The sequence below is a fragment of the Luteibacter sp. OK325 genome (assembly GCF_003050935.1).
In the GTDB taxonomy this organism is placed as follows: Bacteria; Pseudomonadota; Gammaproteobacteria; order Xanthomonadales; family Rhodanobacteraceae; genus Luteibacter.
The window spans coordinates 103038-121300 of record NZ_QAOX01000012.1 but is presented as its reverse complement, the minus strand read 5'-3'; the positions used below and the strand labels follow the sequence as shown (position 1 = coordinate 121300).

The 18263-nt window shown below is 65.1% G+C and carries 20 protein-coding genes; 14 read left to right on the top strand and 6 right to left on the bottom strand.

The window, feature by feature from the left end:
- Positions 1-48 precede the first annotated feature (48 nt).
- The 7 genes from efp to folE2 all read left to right on the top strand — a co-directional run bounded on the left by efp (position 49) and on the right by folE2 (position 5569).
- A complete protein-coding gene (gene efp / locus C8J98_RS20355) occupies positions 49-627 on the top strand; it encodes an elongation factor P (RefSeq protein WP_107915482.1) in 579 nt (192 codons plus the stop codon).
- Positions 628-708: 81 nt separating this feature from the next.
- Positions 709-2046, top strand: a complete 1338-nt coding sequence (locus C8J98_RS20350) for a TRZ/ATZ family hydrolase (protein ID WP_107915479.1) — start codon at positions 709-711, stop codon at positions 2044-2046.
- Positions 2043-2327, top strand: a complete 285-nt coding sequence (locus C8J98_RS20345; RefSeq protein ID WP_107915477.1) for a YciI family protein — start codon at positions 2043-2045, stop codon at positions 2325-2327. The genes C8J98_RS20350 and C8J98_RS20345 overlap by 4 nt, the downstream gene beginning before the upstream one ends.
- A gap of 3 nt (positions 2328-2330) precedes the next feature.
- On the top strand, positions 2331-3038 hold the full coding sequence (gene ubiG / locus C8J98_RS20340; protein ID WP_107915475.1) for a bifunctional 2-polyprenyl-6-hydroxyphenol methylase/3-demethylubiquinol 3-O-methyltransferase UbiG: 708 nt from the start codon (positions 2331-2333) through the stop codon (positions 3036-3038).
- Positions 3035-3715, top strand: a complete 681-nt coding sequence (gene gph, locus C8J98_RS20335; RefSeq protein WP_107915472.1) for a phosphoglycolate phosphatase — start codon at positions 3035-3037, stop codon at positions 3713-3715. Before ubiG ends, gph begins: the two co-directional genes overlap by 4 nt.
- Positions 3712-4548 (top strand): squalene/phytoene synthase family protein, encoded by an 837-nt coding sequence (locus tag C8J98_RS20330; RefSeq protein WP_107915470.1) that lies wholly within the window; start codon positions 3712-3714, stop codon positions 4546-4548. The genes gph and C8J98_RS20330 overlap by 4 nt, the downstream gene beginning before the upstream one ends.
- A 97-nt stretch (positions 4549-4645) precedes the next feature.
- Positions 4646-5569, top strand: coding sequence for a GTP cyclohydrolase FolE2 (gene folE2 / locus C8J98_RS20325; RefSeq protein WP_107915468.1), 924 nt, complete (start codon positions 4646-4648; stop codon positions 5567-5569).
- A 134-nt stretch (positions 5570-5703) separates the two neighbouring features.
- On the opposite strand, the gene C8J98_RS20320 is transcribed toward folE2, so the two are convergent.
- Genes C8J98_RS20320 through C8J98_RS20305 form a run of 4 tightly spaced genes read right to left on the bottom strand, consistent with a single transcriptional unit; the run spans position 5704 to position 8725 of the window.
- Positions 5704-6465 (bottom strand): M23 family metallopeptidase, encoded by a 762-nt coding sequence (locus C8J98_RS20320; protein ID WP_233260322.1) that lies wholly within the window; start codon positions 6463-6465, stop codon positions 5704-5706.
- A 26-nt stretch (positions 6466-6491) separates the two neighbouring features.
- The gene (locus C8J98_RS20315) at positions 6492-7829 is read right to left on the bottom strand and encodes a dihydroorotase (RefSeq protein ID WP_107915463.1); all 1338 of its coding nucleotides are present in this window, start codon (positions 7827-7829) and stop codon (positions 6492-6494) included.
- Positions 7822-8082 carry a membrane protein insertion efficiency factor YidD gene (gene yidD, locus C8J98_RS20310; protein WP_107915461.1) on the bottom strand — a complete coding sequence of 87 codons (261 nt, stop codon included), beginning with the start codon at positions 8080-8082 and terminating at the stop codon, positions 7822-7824. The genes C8J98_RS20315 and yidD overlap by 8 nt, the downstream gene beginning before the upstream one ends.
- Positions 8045-8725: a hypothetical protein gene (locus tag C8J98_RS20305; RefSeq protein WP_158272769.1), complete on the bottom strand. Its 681-nt coding sequence runs from the start codon at positions 8723-8725 to the stop codon at positions 8045-8047. Before C8J98_RS20305 ends, yidD begins: the two co-directional genes overlap by 38 nt.
- Before the next feature lie 91 nt (positions 8726-8816).
- Here C8J98_RS20305 and dksA point away from each other — a divergent pair, with 91 nt between their 5' ends.
- Entirely contained in the window at positions 8817-9305 is a 489-nt protein-coding gene (dksA, locus tag C8J98_RS20300) for an RNA polymerase-binding protein DksA (RefSeq protein WP_107915456.1), read from the top strand.
- Positions 9306-9502: 197 nt separating this feature from the next.
- On the opposite strand, the gene C8J98_RS20295 is transcribed toward dksA, so the two are convergent.
- Together C8J98_RS20295 and cysS are read right to left on the bottom strand one after the other, a co-directional pair.
- Entirely contained in the window at positions 9503-9937 is a 435-nt protein-coding gene (locus C8J98_RS20295) for a SufE family protein (protein WP_107915454.1), read from the bottom strand.
- On the bottom strand, positions 9934-11313 hold the full coding sequence (gene cysS / locus C8J98_RS20290) for a cysteine--tRNA ligase (protein WP_107915452.1): 1380 nt from the start codon (positions 11311-11313) through the stop codon (positions 9934-9936). The genes C8J98_RS20295 and cysS overlap by 4 nt, the downstream gene beginning before the upstream one ends.
- Before the next feature lie 202 nt (positions 11314-11515).
- On the opposite strand from cysS, the gene C8J98_RS20285 reads away from it, so the two are divergent.
- The 6 genes from C8J98_RS20285 to argC all read left to right on the top strand — a co-directional run bounded on the left by C8J98_RS20285 (position 11516) and on the right by argC (position 18248).
- Complete coding sequence (locus C8J98_RS20285; protein ID WP_107915450.1) at positions 11516-12082, top strand: glycine zipper 2TM domain-containing protein; 567 nt, start codon at positions 11516-11518, stop codon at positions 12080-12082.
- A 506-nt stretch (positions 12083-12588) separates the two neighbouring features.
- Entirely contained in the window at positions 12589-13623 is a 1035-nt protein-coding gene (locus tag C8J98_RS20280; RefSeq protein WP_107915448.1) for an N-acetylornithine carbamoyltransferase, read from the top strand.
- A gap of 52 nt (positions 13624-13675) precedes the next feature.
- Complete coding sequence (locus C8J98_RS20275) at positions 13676-14881, top strand: argininosuccinate synthase (protein ID WP_107915446.1); 1206 nt, start codon at positions 13676-13678, stop codon at positions 14879-14881.
- 9 nt (positions 14882-14890) lie between these two features.
- Entirely contained in the window at positions 14891-15988 is a 1098-nt protein-coding gene (locus C8J98_RS20270) for an acetylornithine deacetylase (RefSeq protein ID WP_107915443.1), read from the top strand.
- Complete coding sequence (locus C8J98_RS20265) at positions 15978-17294, top strand: acetylglutamate kinase (RefSeq protein ID WP_107915440.1); 1317 nt, start codon at positions 15978-15980, stop codon at positions 17292-17294. Before C8J98_RS20270 ends, C8J98_RS20265 begins: the two co-directional genes overlap by 11 nt.
- Positions 17295-17300: 6 nt before the next feature.
- Complete coding sequence (gene argC, locus C8J98_RS20260; RefSeq protein WP_107915438.1) at positions 17301-18248, top strand: N-acetyl-gamma-glutamyl-phosphate reductase; 948 nt, start codon at positions 17301-17303, stop codon at positions 18246-18248.
- The last annotated feature ends 15 nt before the right edge of the window (positions 18249-18263 follow it).

Genomic DNA, 18263 nt, shown 5'->3' with positions numbered 1-18263 from the left:
CTATTTTAGCCGCCCAGCGGGGCGGATATAACTCTGGAGCAGATACAGATGGGCATGCTTGGCCTCAACGACGTCAAAACGGGCAAGAAGATCATCCACAACGGCGATCCCTGGATCATCACCGAAGCGGACTTCGTCAAGCCGGGCAAGGGCCAGGCGTTCACCCGCATCCGTATCCGCAACCTCAAGGACGGCCGCACGACCGAGCAGACGCTCAAGTCCAGCGACTCGTACGAAGAAGCCGATGCCGTCGACACCGATGCCCACTTCTCGTACGTCGAAGGCACCGGCAGCGATCGCGAGTGGATCTTCATGCAGAGCGAAACGTTCGAGCAGCACCGCGCCAGCCTCGCCGCCATGGGTGATGCCTGGAAGTGGCTGAAGGGCGAGGAAGAGTGCGTGGTCACGCTGTTCAACGGCAACATCATCGCCGTGCAGGCGCCCAAGTTCGTCGAGCTCAAGATCACCGAAACCGATCCTGGCGTGCGCGGCGACACCTCGGGTGGCGGCGGCAAGCCGGCCACCCTGGAAACCGGCGCCGTGGTTCGCGTGCCGCTCTTCGTCAACCAGGACGAAATCATCAAGGTCGATACGCGCACCGGCGAGTACGACAGCCGCGTCAAGTAAGGCGCAGCGTCTGATGCATCGATCGGCACGGCTGCCCTCCTGGGCGCCGTGCCGTTTTTTTTACGCTTCCCTGAGGCAGCAATGACTTCCAGCCCCATCGACATCGACCTCCTCATCGAAGCCCGCTGGGTCGTCCCCATCGAACCGCACGCCGTGGTGCTCGACGACCATGCCGTAGCTATCAGCGGCGGCGAGATCCTGGCGGTGCTGCCGGTCGCCGAAGCGCGGGCGGCTTATGCGCCGCGCGAGCGCATCGAGCTGCCCGAGCATGCGCTCATTCCGGGCCTGATCAACGCGCATACCCATAATCCGATGACCCTGCTGCGCGGGCTCGCGGACGACCTGCCGCTGGTGACCTGGTTGCAGGACCACATCTGGCCCGCTGAGGCGCGTGTGATGGGGCCCGACTTCATCCGCGACGGCGTGGAACTGGCCGTAGCCGAGATGATTCGCGGCGGCACCACCTGCGCTAACGAAAACTACTTCTTTCCCGACGTCATCGCGGCGACCTATAAGCAGATGGGCTTTCGCGCGGTGATCGGCCTGCCGGTGATCGACTTCCCGACACCCTGGGCGAAAACCTCGGACGAATACTTCAGCCGCGCGCTCGAAGTGCATGAGTCGCTCAAGGCAGAACCGCTGCTGACCACGGCCTTCGTGCCGCATGCGCCGTACACCGTATCCGACGAGAACTTCGTGCGGATCCGCGATCTGGCCAACGAACTCGACATCCCGATCCACCTGCACACGCACGAGACCGCGCTGGAAGTGCAGCAGGGCAAGGACAAGGATGGGGTACGTCCGTTCGAACGCCTGCAGAAACTCGGCATCGTGACCGACCGCCTCGTCGCCGTGCATATGACCCAACTCAACGACGACGAAATTTCGGCCTGCGCTGCGGCCGGCGTGTCGGTGGTGCATTGCCCGGAATCCAACCTCAAGCTGGCTTCCGGCTTCTGCCCGGCGGAAAAGCTGCGTGCTGCCGGTGTGAACGTCTGCATCGGCACCGACGGCTGTGCCTCGAACAACGATCTGGACATGTTCGGCGAGATGCGTACCGCAGCCCTGCTGGCCAAGGCTGTTGCCGGCGACGCCGCGGCGTTCGACGCCGCATTCGCGCTGCGCGCCGCCACCCTCAATGGCGCGAAGGCGATCGGCCTTGGGGACCGCGTCGGCTCCATCGAGCCGGGCAAGCGGGCTGACCTCACGGCGGTGCGTCTCGACGCGCTCGAAACGCAGCCGCTTTACCATGTGGCGTCTCAGCTGGTTTACGCCACGGGCCGCCATCAGGTCAGCGATGTGTGGATCGATGGCCAGCGCAAGCTGGCCGACGGCGAGCTCGTCGGCATCGACAAGGCGCGCATCCTCTCGAAGGCGCGCGCCTGGCGCGAGATCATCGCCTCGGAGGAGGAAGCGTGAGCGATTCCGAACACCTGTACCTGGTCCTCGTCATCCGCACGCCCGCGTTCCAGGCCGCCGCGGGTGATGCGCACCAGGCGTTTCTCGCCGGTCTCATCGCGAAGCGCCAGCTCGAGATGACCGGCCCGTTCACCGACGGCACCGGCGGCGCATACATCGTGCGTGCCCCGAACCTCGCCGCGGCGACGGAACTGGCCCATGGCGATCCCCTGCACACCAGTGGCTCGTCCACGCTCACCGTTCACGAATGGCGCGTGCGTCGCTTCGCGCCCGAGGGCTGAACCATGCAAACCAACGCCAATGTCAGCGCGGAAGAGATCGCGCGGTTCGAGAAACTCGCCGCGCGATGGTGGGATCCCGATGGTGAATCCCGTCCGCTGCATGATCTGAATCCCGTGCGCGCTGCCTACGTATCCGGCCGTGTGAACCTGCGTGGCGCGAAGGTGGTCGACGTCGGTTGCGGTGGCGGCCTGCTCAGCGAAGCGCTCGCGCGCGCCGGTGCGCAGGTTACCGCGATCGATCTCGGTGCCAAGCTGATCGAGATCGCCAAACTGCACCTGTTCGAGTCGAACCTGCAGGTGGACTACCGCGTGCAGTCGTCGACGGAGCTGGCCGAGACGGAGCCAGCGTCATTCGATGCGGTCTGCTGCATGGAGATGATTGAGCACGTGCCCGATCCGGCCGCGCTCATCGGCGATCTCGCCGCCATGCTCAAGCCAGGTGGCCAGTTGTTCCTGTCGACGCTCAATCGCACGCCGGCTGCCTTCGGCGCAGCGATCCTCGGCGCTGAGTACCTGATGCGCCTGCTGCCGCGCGGCACGCACCATTACGCGCAGTTCCTCAAACCCTCGGAAGTGGCTGGCATGCTGCGCCGCTTCGACCTGGAGATCGAGGACATCAAGGGTCTCGCGTACAACCCGCTCACGCGCAATGCGAGCCTGTCGTCGAACACGGCGGTGAACTACGTGCTCAGCGCAAGGAAGGTCGGGTGAACCGTTTGCCGTTCACGCTGGACGGGGTGTTCTTCGACCTCGACGGTACCCTGCTCGACAGTGCGCTCGACCTGCACGGCGCGCTGATGGATCTGTGCGCGGAGCAGGGCGTGGCCCCGCCGCCTTACGAACGCGTACGCCCGGTGGTCTCGCGTGGATCGCGAGCGATTATCTCGGTGGGCTTTCCTGATATCGACGCGGAGCGCCTGCTGGCGCTGGTCCCGCGCTACCTGGAAATCTACGAGGCGAACATGGCGCGACACACGGTGCCGTTCGACGGCGTCGAGGCCATGCTTGCCGGACTCGACACTGCCGGCGTGCGCTGGGGCATCGTCACCAACAAGCCCGGGTTCCTCACGGACGGGTTGTTGCCGCAGGCGGCGCCGCACTGGAAGCCTTCTGCCGTGGTGTCGGGCGATACCCTGCCGGTGAAGAAGCCCGACCCGGCGCCTGTCCTGCACGCCTGTGCGATCGCAGGCTGCGACCCGGCGCGCTCGGTGTTCGTCGGTGACGATCGCCGCGACATCCAGGCCGGCAGCGCCGCCGGCCTGTTCACCGTGGCCGTGCGCTGGGGCTATCTCGATGGCGGCGACCCGGATACGTGGGATGCCGATGTCGTGCTCGACAGTGTGGAAGAGCTCGCCGCCCTGCTGGGCGTGAGGGAGATTCCCGCGTGACCGACGGTGCGACCCAGAGCTTCGTCGACAAATGGCTGGCGGTACAGCCGCAGCAGCGCGTGGCGTTGCCCTTCGTCGACGCGTCCGTGCGCGATGCGCACGTGGCGCTCGCCGCGTTCGAGCAGGAACTGATCGCTTCGGCCTATGGTGTTCGCGAACCGCAGGTCGCCGCGGCGAAACTGCAGTGGTGGGCGGAGGAACTGTCCGGTGCCGCCGCGAGCGGTGGTAGGCACCCGTTGACCAAGCAGCTGTTCGCCGACGAACGCGCCCGCCGCGTGCCGGCCGACCGCTGGCTGGCGCCGGTGCTCGCCGCCATGGCCCAGCTGGAGCAGGGCACGCCGTCGGATTTCAACGCCCAGGTGACCGCCTCGCGCGGGATGCATGGCGCGCTGGCCGCCCTCGAGAATGCCTGGTGGTTCGGCGCGGACGCGCCGGTCGAGGCGGCGTCACGTATTGCCACGTTGTCGCACCTGGTCTTCGCGCTATCGCGCCTGGAGCTCGATGCCGAGCGCGAGCGCCTGCCGTTGCCCATGTCGCGCCTGGCCCGGCACGGGTTGTCGCGCGGCCAGCTCAAGGACGACACGCCGGCGCGACGCGAGGCCCTGAAGGCCCAGCTGGCGGAGCTTGCGGCGGGCCTGCGCGAGGCCCTGGCGCTTGGCGAGCCCCTGAGTACGTTTCGTGGCCTGGAGGGGCGCACGGCGCTTTCTACGGCTCGTGCGGCGGCCAAGGCAACCGAACCCTTCCGAGAACTGCACTTACGGCAGTCGCGCAGCGGACCGGCCACGGCTATCCGGGCCTGGCTGGCGGCCCGGCATGCGGGGCGATTCGGCTGAACGGACCGTTTCCATGCGCGGACCATTGAGCCAATCCTCAACATCCCCATTTCGGTCACGGTAAGCCGGTAACGGCACGTCCCCTAGGATCACCCCGATGTATATCCAAGATTCCCCGACCCGCCTGCTGCCCGATGTCGCGTCGCAGGAGCATGCCCTCGCCATCGGCACACTCGACTGGGTCGGCATGGATGGCATGGAGATGCCCGTTCAGTTCGACGCCGGGGACGGCGATGTCCGTTCGACCGGCGCGCGCGTGGGCGCTTTCGTCAACCTGAACAAACCGGAGGTCCGCGGCATCCACATGTCGCGCCTGTACCTGCTGGTCTCCGAAGCGCTCTCCGCGGGCCCGCTGACCATCGACGGCGTCCGTGACCTGCTCGGCTCTTTCCTGAGTTCGCACGAAGGCCTGTCGGACCACGCGAAAATCACCATCGGCTTCGAGCATCTGGTTCGCCGCCGCGCCCTCCGCAGCGACAACAGCGGCTGGCGCTCGTACCCGATCACCATCTGCGCCACCCTCCGCGGCGGCAAGTTCAATATCGAGATCACTACCGACGTGGTCTATTCGTCCACATGCCCGGCGTCGGCGGCACTGTCGCGTCAGCTCATCCAGGACAACTTCGCGAAGACGTTCTCGGCGGACAACGCGCTGGACCGCGACACCATCCTGGCCTGGCTGGGTACGGAGCAGGGCATCATCGCTACGCCGCATGCGCAGCGCAGCACGGCGACGATCCGCGTGCGTCCGCTGGGCGAGGGCGTTTTCCCGCTGATCGACATGATCGACAACGTCGAAGCCGCCCTCGGCACGCCGGTGCAGACGGCGGTCAAGCGCGCCGACGAGCAGGCTTTCGCCCTCGCCAACGGCAGCAACCTGATGTTCTGCGAAGACGCGGCACGCCGTATCCAGAAGACCCTCGACGCCGACAAGCGCGTCGCCGACTTCCACGTGCGCGTGGCGCACCACGAAAGCCTTCACCCGCACGACGCCGTGGCGTTCGCCTCCAAGGTCCGCTGAAGGGCTGCGAGCTGTTGTAGGAGCCGATTCATCGGCGACCCCGTGGCAACGGGCCAGGATGCCGCAAGTACCCATTCGCCGATGAATCGGCTCCTACAGAATGCGAAAGGCCCGCCGTCAGGTGGGCCTTTTCGTTACCGGATCCCCGGCAACAGCAGTGGATCCAGCCGCACGCCGAACCAGTTGAACCCCCAGTGCACATGAGGTCCGGTCGCCCGGCCGGTCATGCCGGCGGCGCCGATCACCTCGCCCTGGTGCACGTGCTGGCCCACTTTCACATCGATCCGCGACAGGTGCAGGAAGTTCGACGACAGGCCGAAGCCGTGATCGAGCAGTACGGTGCCACCGGTAAGGTAGAGGTCAGGCCTGGCGAAGGTGATGATGCCGTCGGCCGGCGCCTTCACCGGCGTGCCCTGCGGCACGGCGATGTCCATGCCCGAATGCGGTGCTTTCGGATCGCCGTTGTAGATTCGTTGATTGCCGAAGCGCCCGCTGATCCGACCCGTCACCGGCCAGATGAAGCCATGCGCGAAGTCCTCGCGCGTGTCGTCGCGATCGCGCGCGGCGACCACTTCGGCCTGTTCACGCTGGATCCGGGCCGCGATCTCCGGCGGCGGATTCACCGTCGCCGGCGGCACGCCTTCGACGCGTTCGATCGGCCAGTCGCGCGGTGTCACGCTGAGGGTGTGCCGGGCACCACCAACGACGACCTCGATCGGCCCTTGTTCATCGCGCCCCGCGCCGAACACGAAGATCCCGTCCGCACCAACGTGAACCGGCTTGCCGCCCACCATGACACGCGAGCCCGGAGCGGTGTGGCCGATGACGAGGCCACCCTGGGAGACGCTGGAGGGCAGGTCCGTCACGGCCGCGCTGGCCGTGACGGAAAGGATCATGGTGGCGATCGCACTTACGACTTTCCTCATCGGTCGAACGTCAGCCGCTGGCCACGAACGCTCTCGTCCACCTTCTTGCCGTCCCACACGCGCTGGCCGTTGACGAAGGTCGAAGCGATGCTGCTGCTGAAGGTCTCGCCTTCGAACGGGGACCAGCCGCACTTGGACAGCACTTCCTCGCGAACGACGGTGTGCTTGCGCTTCGGGTCCACGAGAACCAGGTCGGCCGCATAGCCTTCGCGCAGGAATCCGCGGTTTTCCACGTCGAACAGTTTGGCTGGCGCGTGGCAGATCGCTTCGACAACGCGCTCCAGGGTCAGCTTGCCTTCGAACACACGCTCAAGTGCTGCCTGCAGTGCGTACTGCACCAGCGGAAGACCGGACGGCGCCTTGTCATATTTCTGCGCCTTTTCTTCGAGAAGATGTGGCGCATGGTCCGTAGCCAATACATCCAGACGGCCTTCGGCGAGCGCCTTGATGATGGCTTCGCGGTCCGATACGTCCTTGACCGCCGGATTGCACTTGATCAGGAAGCCGAGGCGCTCGTAGTCCGGCGCCGCAAAATGCAGGAAGTGCACGCAGGTTTCCGCGGTGATCTTCTTGCCTTCGATCGGGCCGGGCTCGAACAGGGCCAGCTCGTCGGCCGTGGAGATGTGCAGCACGTGCAGGCGCGTACCGTGCTTCTTCGCCAGCGAGATGGCCAGCCTGGTCGACTTGATGCAGGCCTCGCGCGAGCGGATGAGCGGATGCTCGCGGGCGGGGATGTCTTCGCCGTACACCTCATGGGCCTTGGCGAGATTCACGTCGATCATCGGCGTGTCTTCGCAGTGCGTGATGATCGGCGTGGGCGCGTCGCGGAAGATGTGGTCGAGGGTTTCCGGGTTGTCGACCAGCATGTTGCCGGTCGATGCGCCCATGAACACCTTGATGCCGGGGGCCGCCTTGGGGTCGAGTGCGCGAATGGCCTCGAGGTTGTCGTTGCTGGCGCCCATATAGAAAGCGTAGTTGACCCGAGACGTTTCGGAGGCGCGCGTGTACTTGGCCTCGAGCGAATCGCGGTCCAGTGCCGGGGGCCTGGTGTTCGGCATTTCCATGAAGCTGGTGATGCCGCCAGCCGCGCAAGCGGTGGACTCGCTGGCGATGTCGGCCTTCTGGGTGAGGCCCGGCTCGCGGAAATGCACCTGGTCGTCGATCATGCCTGGCAGCAACCAGAGGCCGGACGCATCGATCACTTCTTCGTCACGCTCTTTTTCCAGACCTTGGGCGATGGTCGCGATTTTTCCATCGCGCAAACGTACGTCGGCGTTGAAGCGGCGGCCTTCGTTGATCAGTTCGGCGTTCTTGATGAGCCAGGCGTCAGTCATGAATATGTACTCCTTGGGCGCCACACCGGCGCAGGACAAAGTGTTCGGGTACGGGATCCATGCCACCTTCGCAGAAGGGCTGGCAACGGCAAACGCGCCATGCGCCAAGCACGGAGCCGCGCACCGGACCGAAGCGGGCTATGGCAACCCGTGCATAATCGGAACAGGATGGATGGAACCGGCAGCGGGCCCCGAGAAGCGGGCTCAGCCAACGTTTATAGAGGGACAGAAGGAATAGTAGGAGGCGGGTCACTTTTCAGTCCGGGGTCGACCGGCATCAGCCAGCCGACAGTATCCCAGAAGATAGGTTGCTGGGCTAACGCATCTGGGCTATAACACCCCGCCGCCACGGCCACCGAGGTGAAGGAAATGGCGAAAATCGCTCGTAGTTCCGCAGCTGCCAAGGGCACCGCCAAAAAAGGCGGAGCCGGTGATGTGAGTAAGGCCAGGACGGCTACGGCCGTGGTAAAGACAAAGGTACCCGCGAAGACCGCGGTCAGCGCCGCGGCCAAGCCCGCGACGAAGACCTCGGCCAAGACGGCTCCGAAGAAGGCGGCTCCTGTAAAGTCCGCGCCTTCGAAGAGTGTTCCCGCGAAACCGGTGGCCAAGGTTGCCGCCAAGAAGGCGCCCGCGAAGGCCGCGCCGGTCAAGGCAACGACCAAGGCGGCTCCGAAGGTGGCTCCGAAAGCGCCTTCAAAGGCGGTAGCAAAGACCGTGGCGAAGGCTCCAGCCAAGAAGGCCGCCCCCGTCGCGCCGACGAAGGCGGCGCCCGCAGTGAAGGCGGCGACTGCCAAGAAGACACCCGCGGCGCCGGTCAAGGCTCCGCCCGCACCCGCGCCGGCGGCGAAGAAAATCGCCCCGGCCAACGATATCGCGCCACCCGTCAAGGGTCGCACGGCATCGGCCGTTGCTGCTGTGACACCCCGGACAGCGTCCGCGGTGGGCAGCGCTACCTCATCCAGAAACGAGAAGTCCGCTCAATCCAGCATGAACAGCACAGCTTCCAATACCGCCGATAACGGCATCACGCGCGAGGACGGCCGCTACGCGCTGCCGGCTTCGACTGTCATCGACCTGCCCAAGGGCTACAAGCCGGGCAGTGACGAGGAGTACATGAGTCCTCGTCACCTCGCTTATTTCCGTAACAAGCTCAAAGACTGGCGTGAGCAGCTCGTCGAGGAATCCCGCCAGACCATGGACAACCTCCGCGAGGAAGTTCGTGACGTGGGTGACGAGGCCGAGCGCGCTACGCGCGAGACCGAGAACTCGCTCGAACTGCGTACCCGCGATCGTTACCGCAAGCTGATTTCCAAGATCGACAAGGCCCTGCGCCGGATCGAGGAAGGCCGCTACGGTTTCTGCGAAGAGACCGACGAGGAAATCGGTGTGGAGCGCCTCGACGCCCGCCCGATCGCCACGTTGACGCTCGACGCGCAGGAGCGCCGCGAGCACCTGCAGAAGCAGATGGGCGACTAAGTCTGTTGTCCCTGCGATAAAGAAAAAACCCCGCCATGCGGGGTTTTTTTTGCCCTTGTAGGAGCCGATTCATCGGCGATCCTGCGGCAGCGGGCCAGTCTGCCGCGAGCCCCCATTCGCCGCTAAAGCGGCTCCCACATGTCAGCCTGCCAATGTCAGCCTGCCAGTGTCAGCCCGCCAGTGTCAGCCCGCCAGTGTCAGCCCGCCAGTGTGGCGGCGGCGTAGGCCTTGGCCTTGGCCAGCATGGCCGCCAGGCCATTGGAGCGCGTGGGGGAGAGGTGCTTGGCCAGGCCGATCTCCTGCACGAAGGAGGGCTCCGTATCGACGATTTCGCGTGCCGAGCGGTCTGAATAAACGCGAAGCATCAGCGCGATCAGCCCGGAGACGATCGCCGAGTCGCTTGCCGCGTCGAAATGCATCTTCGAGGCATCACCCGAGGGGATCAGCCAGACCATGGACTGGCAGCCGTGTACGCGGTTCTCTTCCGTCTTGCTGGCGTCCGGGAATGGCGCAAGCTGACGGCCGAGATCGATGAGGTACTGGTAACGCTCGGTCCAGTCGCTGAAAAAGGCGAATTCTTCGGCAATGGTGGCCTGGGCCTCGGCGGCCGTGGCTTCCTGGGGTTCGTTCATGCCTTCACCACACTCCAGCGCGTGCCTTGTGCGCTGTCTTCGATCGCGATGCCCAGGTCCTTGAGCTGATCGCGAATGGCATCGGAGCGCGCGAAATCTTTCGCGGCGCGGGCGGCGCGACGCTCTTCGAGCAAGGCCTCAATGGCAGCCGCGTCAATGGCTTCCCCCGGGTTGCCCTGGCGGAACCAGGCCTCGGGATCTTCACCCAGCAAACCCAGCAGCGCGGCACCGCCGAGCAGGGCGGCCTTGGCCGGGGCGCGCTCCTCACCCGTGGCGCGGCGCGCATTGTCGGCCAGCTGGGATATCTCGGCCAGGGCCTGGGGCGTGTTCAGGTCGTCGCACAGCGCCGCCTCGACGACCGGCGGCACCACCGACGCACCCGCATCCACATCCGCCATGTCACGCAGCACGCCGTACCAGCCGTCGAGCGTGCGCACGGCCTGGGTCATGGCGGCATCGGACCAGTCCAGCGGCTGCCGGTAATGGCCGCGTAGCAGCATCAGGCGTAGCGCTTCGGCAGGGTGCTTGCCAAGCAGCTCGTGCAACTGAAGCACGTTGCCGAGCGACTTCGACATCTTACGCCCGTCGAAGGTGAGCATGCCGTTGTGCATCCAGTAGCGGGCGAATGGCTTGCCACCATGGGCGCAGACGCTCTGGGCGATTTCGTTCTCGTGATGAGGGAAGGTGAGGTCGACGCCACCGGCGTGGATGTCGATGGTCTCGCCCAGGTGGGCCTCGCTCATCGCCGAGCACTCGATATGCCAGCCAGGGCGGCCGCGGCCCCAGGGACTGTCCCAGCCGGGCAGGGTCTCGTCCGAGGGCTTCCACAGCACGAAGTCGCCGGGGCTCTTCTTGTAGGGGGCGACCTCGACCCGCGCGCCGGCCAGCAGCTCGTCCGGATCACGGCCCGAAAGGGCGCCGTAGGCAGGAAAGGACTCGACGTTGAACAACACGTGCCCTTCGGCCTCGTAGGCGTGCCCGCCGGCGATGAGGCGCTCGATCATGCGGATGATCTGAGGGATATGGTCGGTCGCGTAGGGTTCGACATCGGGCGGGGCGACGCCGAGGCGCGCCAGATCCTCGTTGTAGGCCTTGGCGTAACGGCTGGTGATCTGGCCGATCGGCACGCCCGCGGCCGCCGCCGCGTTGTTGATCTTGTCGTCCACGTCGGTGATGTTCCGGGCGTAGACCAGCTTCGGATAGTGGCGGCGGATGAGGCGTGCCAGCACGTCGAAGACCACCGGCGGCCGGGCATTGCCGATGTGGATGTAGTTGTAGACGGTGGGCCCGCAGACGTACATGGTCACCCGCTGCGGATCGAGCGGGCTGAACGCTTCCGTGCGGCGCGACAGGGTGTTGTAGAGCGAGATCGGCATCGGGGATCCGTGGACGGGCGCGGCGGGCGGCCGGTCGGAGATATTAGCAAGCCCGGCCCGGCCTGCGGCGTACGCGCGGGGCGGAATTCGGTTGACATGACAATGTGAAGGCAATGCACGCGGTTCTAAGCGTGGATTCAGCGTGAACTTGATGAAATGCAACCAGTAGGCGTTCTGTGCGCCTGGCTGGAGGTTCTCCTAAATGTCTCGCCTGCTCATCCCCGCGATCATCCTCGCGGTATTCGCTACCGGTGCCAGTGCCCAGGACGGCCGTTACGGTCCGCCGCCGGGTCCGCCGCCCGGCCCTGCCCAGGGTCCGGACGACAACACCCACTTCGGCTGGGCCGACGTCCTTCGCGTCGATCCGGTCTACGGTGTCGCGCGCGTCGAGACCCCCCGACAGGAGTGCTACGACCAGCCCGTCGTCCGCCAGGAGTCCAGCGGTAACTCTGCCGCCGGCACCATCCTCGGCGCCGTGGTCGGCGGCGTGCTCGGCAATACCATCGGCAAGGGCGATGGTCGCAAGGCCGCCACCGTGGTCGGTGCGGTTGCCGGCGGGGCCGTGGGCAACAACATTTCCCATCAGGGCGACCGTACCTACCAGGGCACGGAAACCCGTTGCCGCGACGTCAGCTCGGTCTCCGAGCAGCGTCGCATCGCCGGCTACGACGTCGAATACCGCTACCGCGGTGAGGTCTACGTCTCGCGCCTGAACTACGACCCGGGCGAGCGCCTCCGCGTCCGCGTGAGCGTCGCGCCGGCTGACTGAGTCGGCTACAGGGCGATTCATCGGAAGGCCGCGAGAAATCGCGGCCTTCTTTGTTTGTTGTGGGAGCCGATTCATCGGCGATGCTCTCTGTGGGAGCCGATTCATCGGCGATGGGTGTCTGGCATCACCGCTCCGTTGGTTTTTCGCCGCTGAAGCGGCTCCTACTTGGCCTCGTCGCCGCTGACGCGGCTCGCCCATCGCCTGGCCTTCTTGCGCGTCGCACCAAATCCCGGCATGATCGCCGTTCCACTTTTCCAGACCTTGCCGTGTCCCATACCGTCTACACCGCCGTCGTCTTCACCAGCGCCCGAATGGCCGCAGGGATGACCTCGCGTGCTCGTCGACCGTACATCGGACACTCGGCCGGGTAGGCTGTCGCGCGCTTTTCATACGCATCGACTAAAAAACCCGGCCCTGCGCCGGGTTTTTTTGTTTCCGATTCCTGATTTCCCGCCTTCCTCACATTCTTCCACGGCCCCCAAGGCCACCGACCGATCTGGACCGCCATGACCGTTCGCCACTTCCTCTCCACCCAGGACTACAGCCGCGCCGAGATCGACGCCCTGCTCGCACAGGCGGCGGAGTTCAAGCGTTCGCGGCAGGGCCAGCAGATGGCCGGCAAGTCGATCGCGCTGATGTTCTTCAACCCGTCCATGCGCACGCGGACCAGCTTCGAACTGGGTGCCTTCCAGTTGGGTGGCCACGCTATCGTGCTGTCGCCGGGCAAGGACGCATGGCCGATCGAGTTCGAGATCGGCTCGGTGATGGACGGCGATACGGAGGAGCACATCGCTGAGGTGGCTCGCGTGCTGTCGCGTTACGTGGACATCATCGCCGTGCGCGCCTTCCCCAAGTTCGTCGACTGGGCGGTGGACCGCCAGGACAAGGTGCTCGAGTCGTTCGCCAGGTTCGCCACGGTACCGGTGATCAACCTCGAGACCATCACCCATCCTTGCCAGGAGCTGGCGCACGCCATGGCGCTGCAGGAGCACCTGGGTAGCCTGCAGAACAAGAAGTACGTGCTGACCTGGACGTACCACCCGAAACCGCTGAACACCGCGGTGGCCAACTCGGCGCTGCTGATCGCGACGAAGATGGGCATGGACGTGACCCTGCTGTGCCCGACCCCGGAGTACATCCTCGACGAGCGCTATATGGACTTCGCGAAGCAGAACGCGAAGGAGAACGGCGGCTCGCTCCAGGTGTCGCACGACATCGAGTCGGCCTATCGCGGCGCCCACGTGATCTACGCCAAGAGCTGGGGCGCCATCCCTTACTTCGGTCGCTGGGACGAAGAAAAGGCGATCCGCGAAGCCAATAAGCACTTCATCGTCGACGAGGCCAAGATGGCCCTGACCGACAACGGCCTCTTCAGCCACTGCCTCCCGCTACGCCGGAACATCAAGGCGACGGACGCGGTGATGGATTCGCCGGCCTGCATCGCCATCGATGAAGCCGAAAACCGCCTGCACGTGCAGAAGGCGGTCATGGCTTCGCTCATTTCTCAGTCGTCGGGCGAGAAGTCCGGCCTCGGTTTCTGATTTGCCTTTCCTTCTAACGACTTCTTCTTAAGCAATCTTCTTCGGAGCCTTCATGTCCACCCAAGATATCGTCCTCGCCTTCTCCGGCGGCCTCGACACCAGCTTCTGCGTGCCCTACCTCATGGAACGCGGCTATGCCGTGCATACCGTGTTTGTCGATACCGGCGGTGTGTCGGTCGAGGAGCGCGAGTACATCGAGCAGCGCGCGCATGAACTCGGCGCGGCCTCGCATCGCACGGTCGACGCCTCGCAGGCGATCTGGGACAGCTTCGTCACCCCGCTGATCTGGGCGGGTGAGTTCTACCAGGGCCAGTACCCGCTGCTGGTTTCGGATCGCTACCTCATCGTGAAGGCCTCGCTGGAGCGCTGCGACGAGCTCGGCACGAAGTTCTTCGCGCATGGTTGCACGGGCATGGGCAACGATCAGGTTCGTTTCGACCTGACCGTGCGCGCGCTGGGCGACTACACGATCATCGCGCCCGTCCGCGAGATCCAGCGCGAGCACACCCAGGTGCGCGCCTATGAGCAGAAGTATCTCGAAGACAAGGGCTTTGAAGTCCGCGCCAAGACCAAGCACTACACGATCAACGAGAACGTGCTCGGCGTGACGATTTCCGGCGGCGAGATCGACGCCTGGGAAATTCCGGGCGAGGGTGCGGTCGGCTGGTGCGCACCGCGCGCCGAATGGCCGTCCGAAGCACTGCGCGTGGAACTCGGCTTCGAGAAGGGCACGGCCGTAACGCTTAACGGCAAGCCGGCCTCCGGTCCCGAAATCCTCGGCTTCCTCAATCGCGAGCTGGCGAAGTACGGCGTCGGTCGCAGCCTCTATACCGGTGACACCAATATCGGCCTGAAGGGTCGCATCGTCTTCGAGGCACCGGCACTGACCGCGCTGCTCACCGCGCATCGCGCGCTGGAAGAAACCGTGCTGTCCAAGCAGCAGAACCGCTTCAAGCCGGAAATCGGTCGCAAGTGGACTGAAGTGGCCTACGAAGGATTCTTCAACGATCCGATCAAGGCCGACCTCGAGGCCTACCTCGTCTCCACGCAGCGCAAGGTGGACGGCAAGGTCATCATCGAAACCCGCGGCGGTTCGGTGTACGCGGTGAAGGTGGAGTCGAAGAACCTCCTGCACTCGGCCAAGGCTACCTACGCACAGGCCGCCGACTGGGGCGTCGCCGAAGCCGAGGGCTTCATCAAGCTCTACGGCATGAGCTCGACGATCTGGGCGGAAGTCGACCGCGCCAACGGGAACTGATCCGGGATCATGGACAAGCTTCTCGAGGACACCCTGACCCATCTGCGCGCGCTGGTCGGCTACGACACGCGCAATCCGCCCCGCGAAATCGGCACGGACGGCATCTTCGATTACCTGCGCGCGAACCTTCCGGGGTTCGACGTGCAGGTGACCGATTTCGGCGCCGGTGCCGTGAACCTTTATGCCGTACGCGGCAAGCCAAAGTATCTTTTCAACGTGCACATGGACACCGTGCCGGATTCGCCGCACTGGACCGCTAACCCGCACGAGCTGCGGGTGACCGAAGACCGGGCGATCGGCCTCGGTGCGTGCGACATCAAGGGCGCGGCTGCCGCGCTTGTCGCCGTGGCCAATGCTACGAAGGGCGACATGGCCCTGCTGTTGTCGACGGACGAAGAGGCCAACGATGCGCGTTGCATCGATGGCTTCCTCAAGACCCAGCGCGACTACGAAGCGATCATCGTGGCTGAGCCGACCAAGGGCGAAGCCGTGCTCGCACACCGTGGCATCCACTCGGTGCAGATGCGTTTCCAGGGACGGGCAGGGCATGCCTCCGGCGAGCAGAAGCCGTCGGACAGCGCGCTGCACCAGGGTATTCGCTGGGGCGCGGCGGCACTGGATCATGTGCAGAACTTGTCGCACGAACGTTTCGGTGGCCTGACCGGTCTACGCTTCAACATCGGCAAGGTCGAAGGCGGCATCAAGGCGAACGTCATCGCGCCGACGACGGATATCCGATTCGGCTTCCGTCCGTTGCCCTCGATGGACGCCGACAAACTGCTCGAAACCTTCCGTACGCTGGTTGATCCCTCGCCCGTCGAGTACGGCGAAACCTTCCGCGGCGACTCGCTGCCGGCGGGTGACACCGCGACGGCCGAGTCACGTCGACTGGCCGCACGCGACCTTGCCGACGAACTCGGCATCCCGGTCGGCAACGCGGTCGACTTCTGGACCGAGGCGGCGCTGTTCTCGAAGGCGGGTTACACCACCTTCGTCTACGGCCCCGGCGACATCGCCCAGGCACACAGCGCCGACGAATGGGTCCTCCTGGACCAGCTCGCGCATTACGCACAGACCATCCATCGGATCGTGGACAGTGGACTCTAACAAGCACACCCGAAAAACGATCGTGCGCCTGCTGTCCTCGATGGGCAGCGCGCGTGAGATCCAGCAGTACCTCAAGCGCTTCTCGCAGCTGGACGCAGCGCGCTTCGCCGTGGTCAAGGTCGGTGGCGCCGTGCTGCGCGACGACCTGCCGGCGCTCACCTCGTCGCTGTCCTTCCTGCAGCAGGTCGGCCTGACGCCGATCGTGCTGCATGGCGCTGGCCCACAGCTCGATGAAGAGCTGTCGGCCGCCGGCATCGTGAAGAAGACGGTGAACGGCCTGCGTGTGACTTCGCCTGAAGCGCTGGCCATCGTCCGGCGTGTGTTCCAGGCGCAGAACCTGCGTCTGGTCGAGGCACTGCAGGAAGTCGATACGCGCGCCACCTCGGTTCCGTCCGGCGTGTTCGCCGCCGATTTCCTCGACCAGGACGTGTTCGGTCTGGTCGGCAAGGTGCGTGAGATCAACCTCGCGCCGATCGAAGCCAGCCTGCGCGCGGGGTCGATTCCGGTCATCGCCAGCCTGGGCGAGACGGATTCGGGCCAGATCCTCAACATCAACGCCGACTTTGCCGCGAACGAGCTGGTGCGCGTGCTGCAGCCGTACAAGATCGTGTTCCTCACCGGCACGGGCGGCCTGCTCGACGGTGATGGCAACGTCATCGATTCGATCAACCTGTCGACCGAGTACGACCAGCTGCTCAAGCAGCCGTGGCTGCACTCCGGCATGCGCCTGAAGATCGAGCAGATCAAGGATCTGCTGGATGACCTGCCGCTGACCTCGTCGGTGTCGATCACGCGGCCTGCCGAGCTCGCCAAGGAGCTCTTCACGCACAAGGGTTCCGGCACCCTGGTGCGGCGTGGTGAGCGCGTGCTGCGCTACGAATCGTGGGAGGGTGTCGACAAGGAGCGCCTTCGCGAGTTGATCGAATCCAGTTTCGGTCGCTCGGTGGTGCCTGATTATTTCGAGCGCACGAATCTGTTTCGCCTCTACGTTTCCGAGAACTATCGGGCCGCGATGGTGCTCACGCAGGACGAAGGATTCGCTTATCTCGACAAGTTCGCCGTGCTGGACGAAGCCCAGGGCGAAGGTCTCGGTCGAGCGGTGTGGCAAGTCATGCGCGACGAGAACCCCAAGCTGTTCTGGCGCTCGCGCCACGGCAACGTGATCAACCATTTCTATTACGCGGAGTCGGACGGCTGTTTCAAACAGTCGCGCTGGAAGGTGTTCTGGTACGGCCTGGACAACTTCGCGGATATCGAACGCTGCGTGGCGCATTGCGCCACGCGCATACCCACCCTGCAGGACTGACCGGTCATGGCAACCAAGACCATCGGCATCGTCGGCGCGCGCGGCCATACGGGCGCCGAGCTGATCAAGCTCATCGCGAATCATCCGCACCTGGAACTCGCCTTCGTTTCCTCGCGTGAACTGGACGGGCAGCGCCTGGCCGATCACAGCGACACCTACAAGGGCGACCTCGCGTACGGCAATCTCGACCCGGATGCCGTCGCCGCACAGGCGGCGGACGTCGTGATCCTCGCTTTGCCCAACGGCAAGGCGGCTCCTTATGTCGAGGCCATCGACCAGGCCGGCGGTTCCACCGTGGTCGTCGATCTCTCGGCGGACTATCGTTTCGACGAGCGCTGGTACTACGGCCTCCCGGAGCTCTACCGTGACCGCTGGCGTGGCGAGAAGCGCATCAGCAACCCGGGGTGCTATGCCACGGCGATCCAGGTATCCGTCGCGCCGATCAAAGATCTTCTGGCAGCACCGCCGGTGTCCTTCGGCGTCTCCGGTTACTCCGGCGCCGGCACGACGCCGTCGGATCGTAACGATCCGGAGAAGTTGCGCGACAACCTCATGCCCTACGCGCTCACGGGCCACATGCACGAGAAGGAAGCGAGCCGCCATCTCGGCCTGCCGGTGGAGTTCATGCCGCATGTCGCGCCGCATTTCCGTGGGCTTACGGTCACTACCAACCTGTACCTGGCCAAGCCGGCCAAGCGCGAGGAGATCGTCCTTCGCTTCGAGGCGCGCTTCGACAACGACAAGCTGATCCACATCGTCGACGAAGCGCCGTGGGTGAGTCAGGTCGCGCATAAACACCACCTTGATATCGGTGGCTTCACGATGTCGGCCGATGGCCGTCGCGTCGTCGTCGTCGCCACGCTGGATAACCTGCTCAAGGGCGCCGCCTCGCAGGCGATGCAGAACGTCAACCGCGCGCTCGGCTTCGACGAGCTCACTGCCATTCCGCTCTGAGCGAAAGGACCCTAC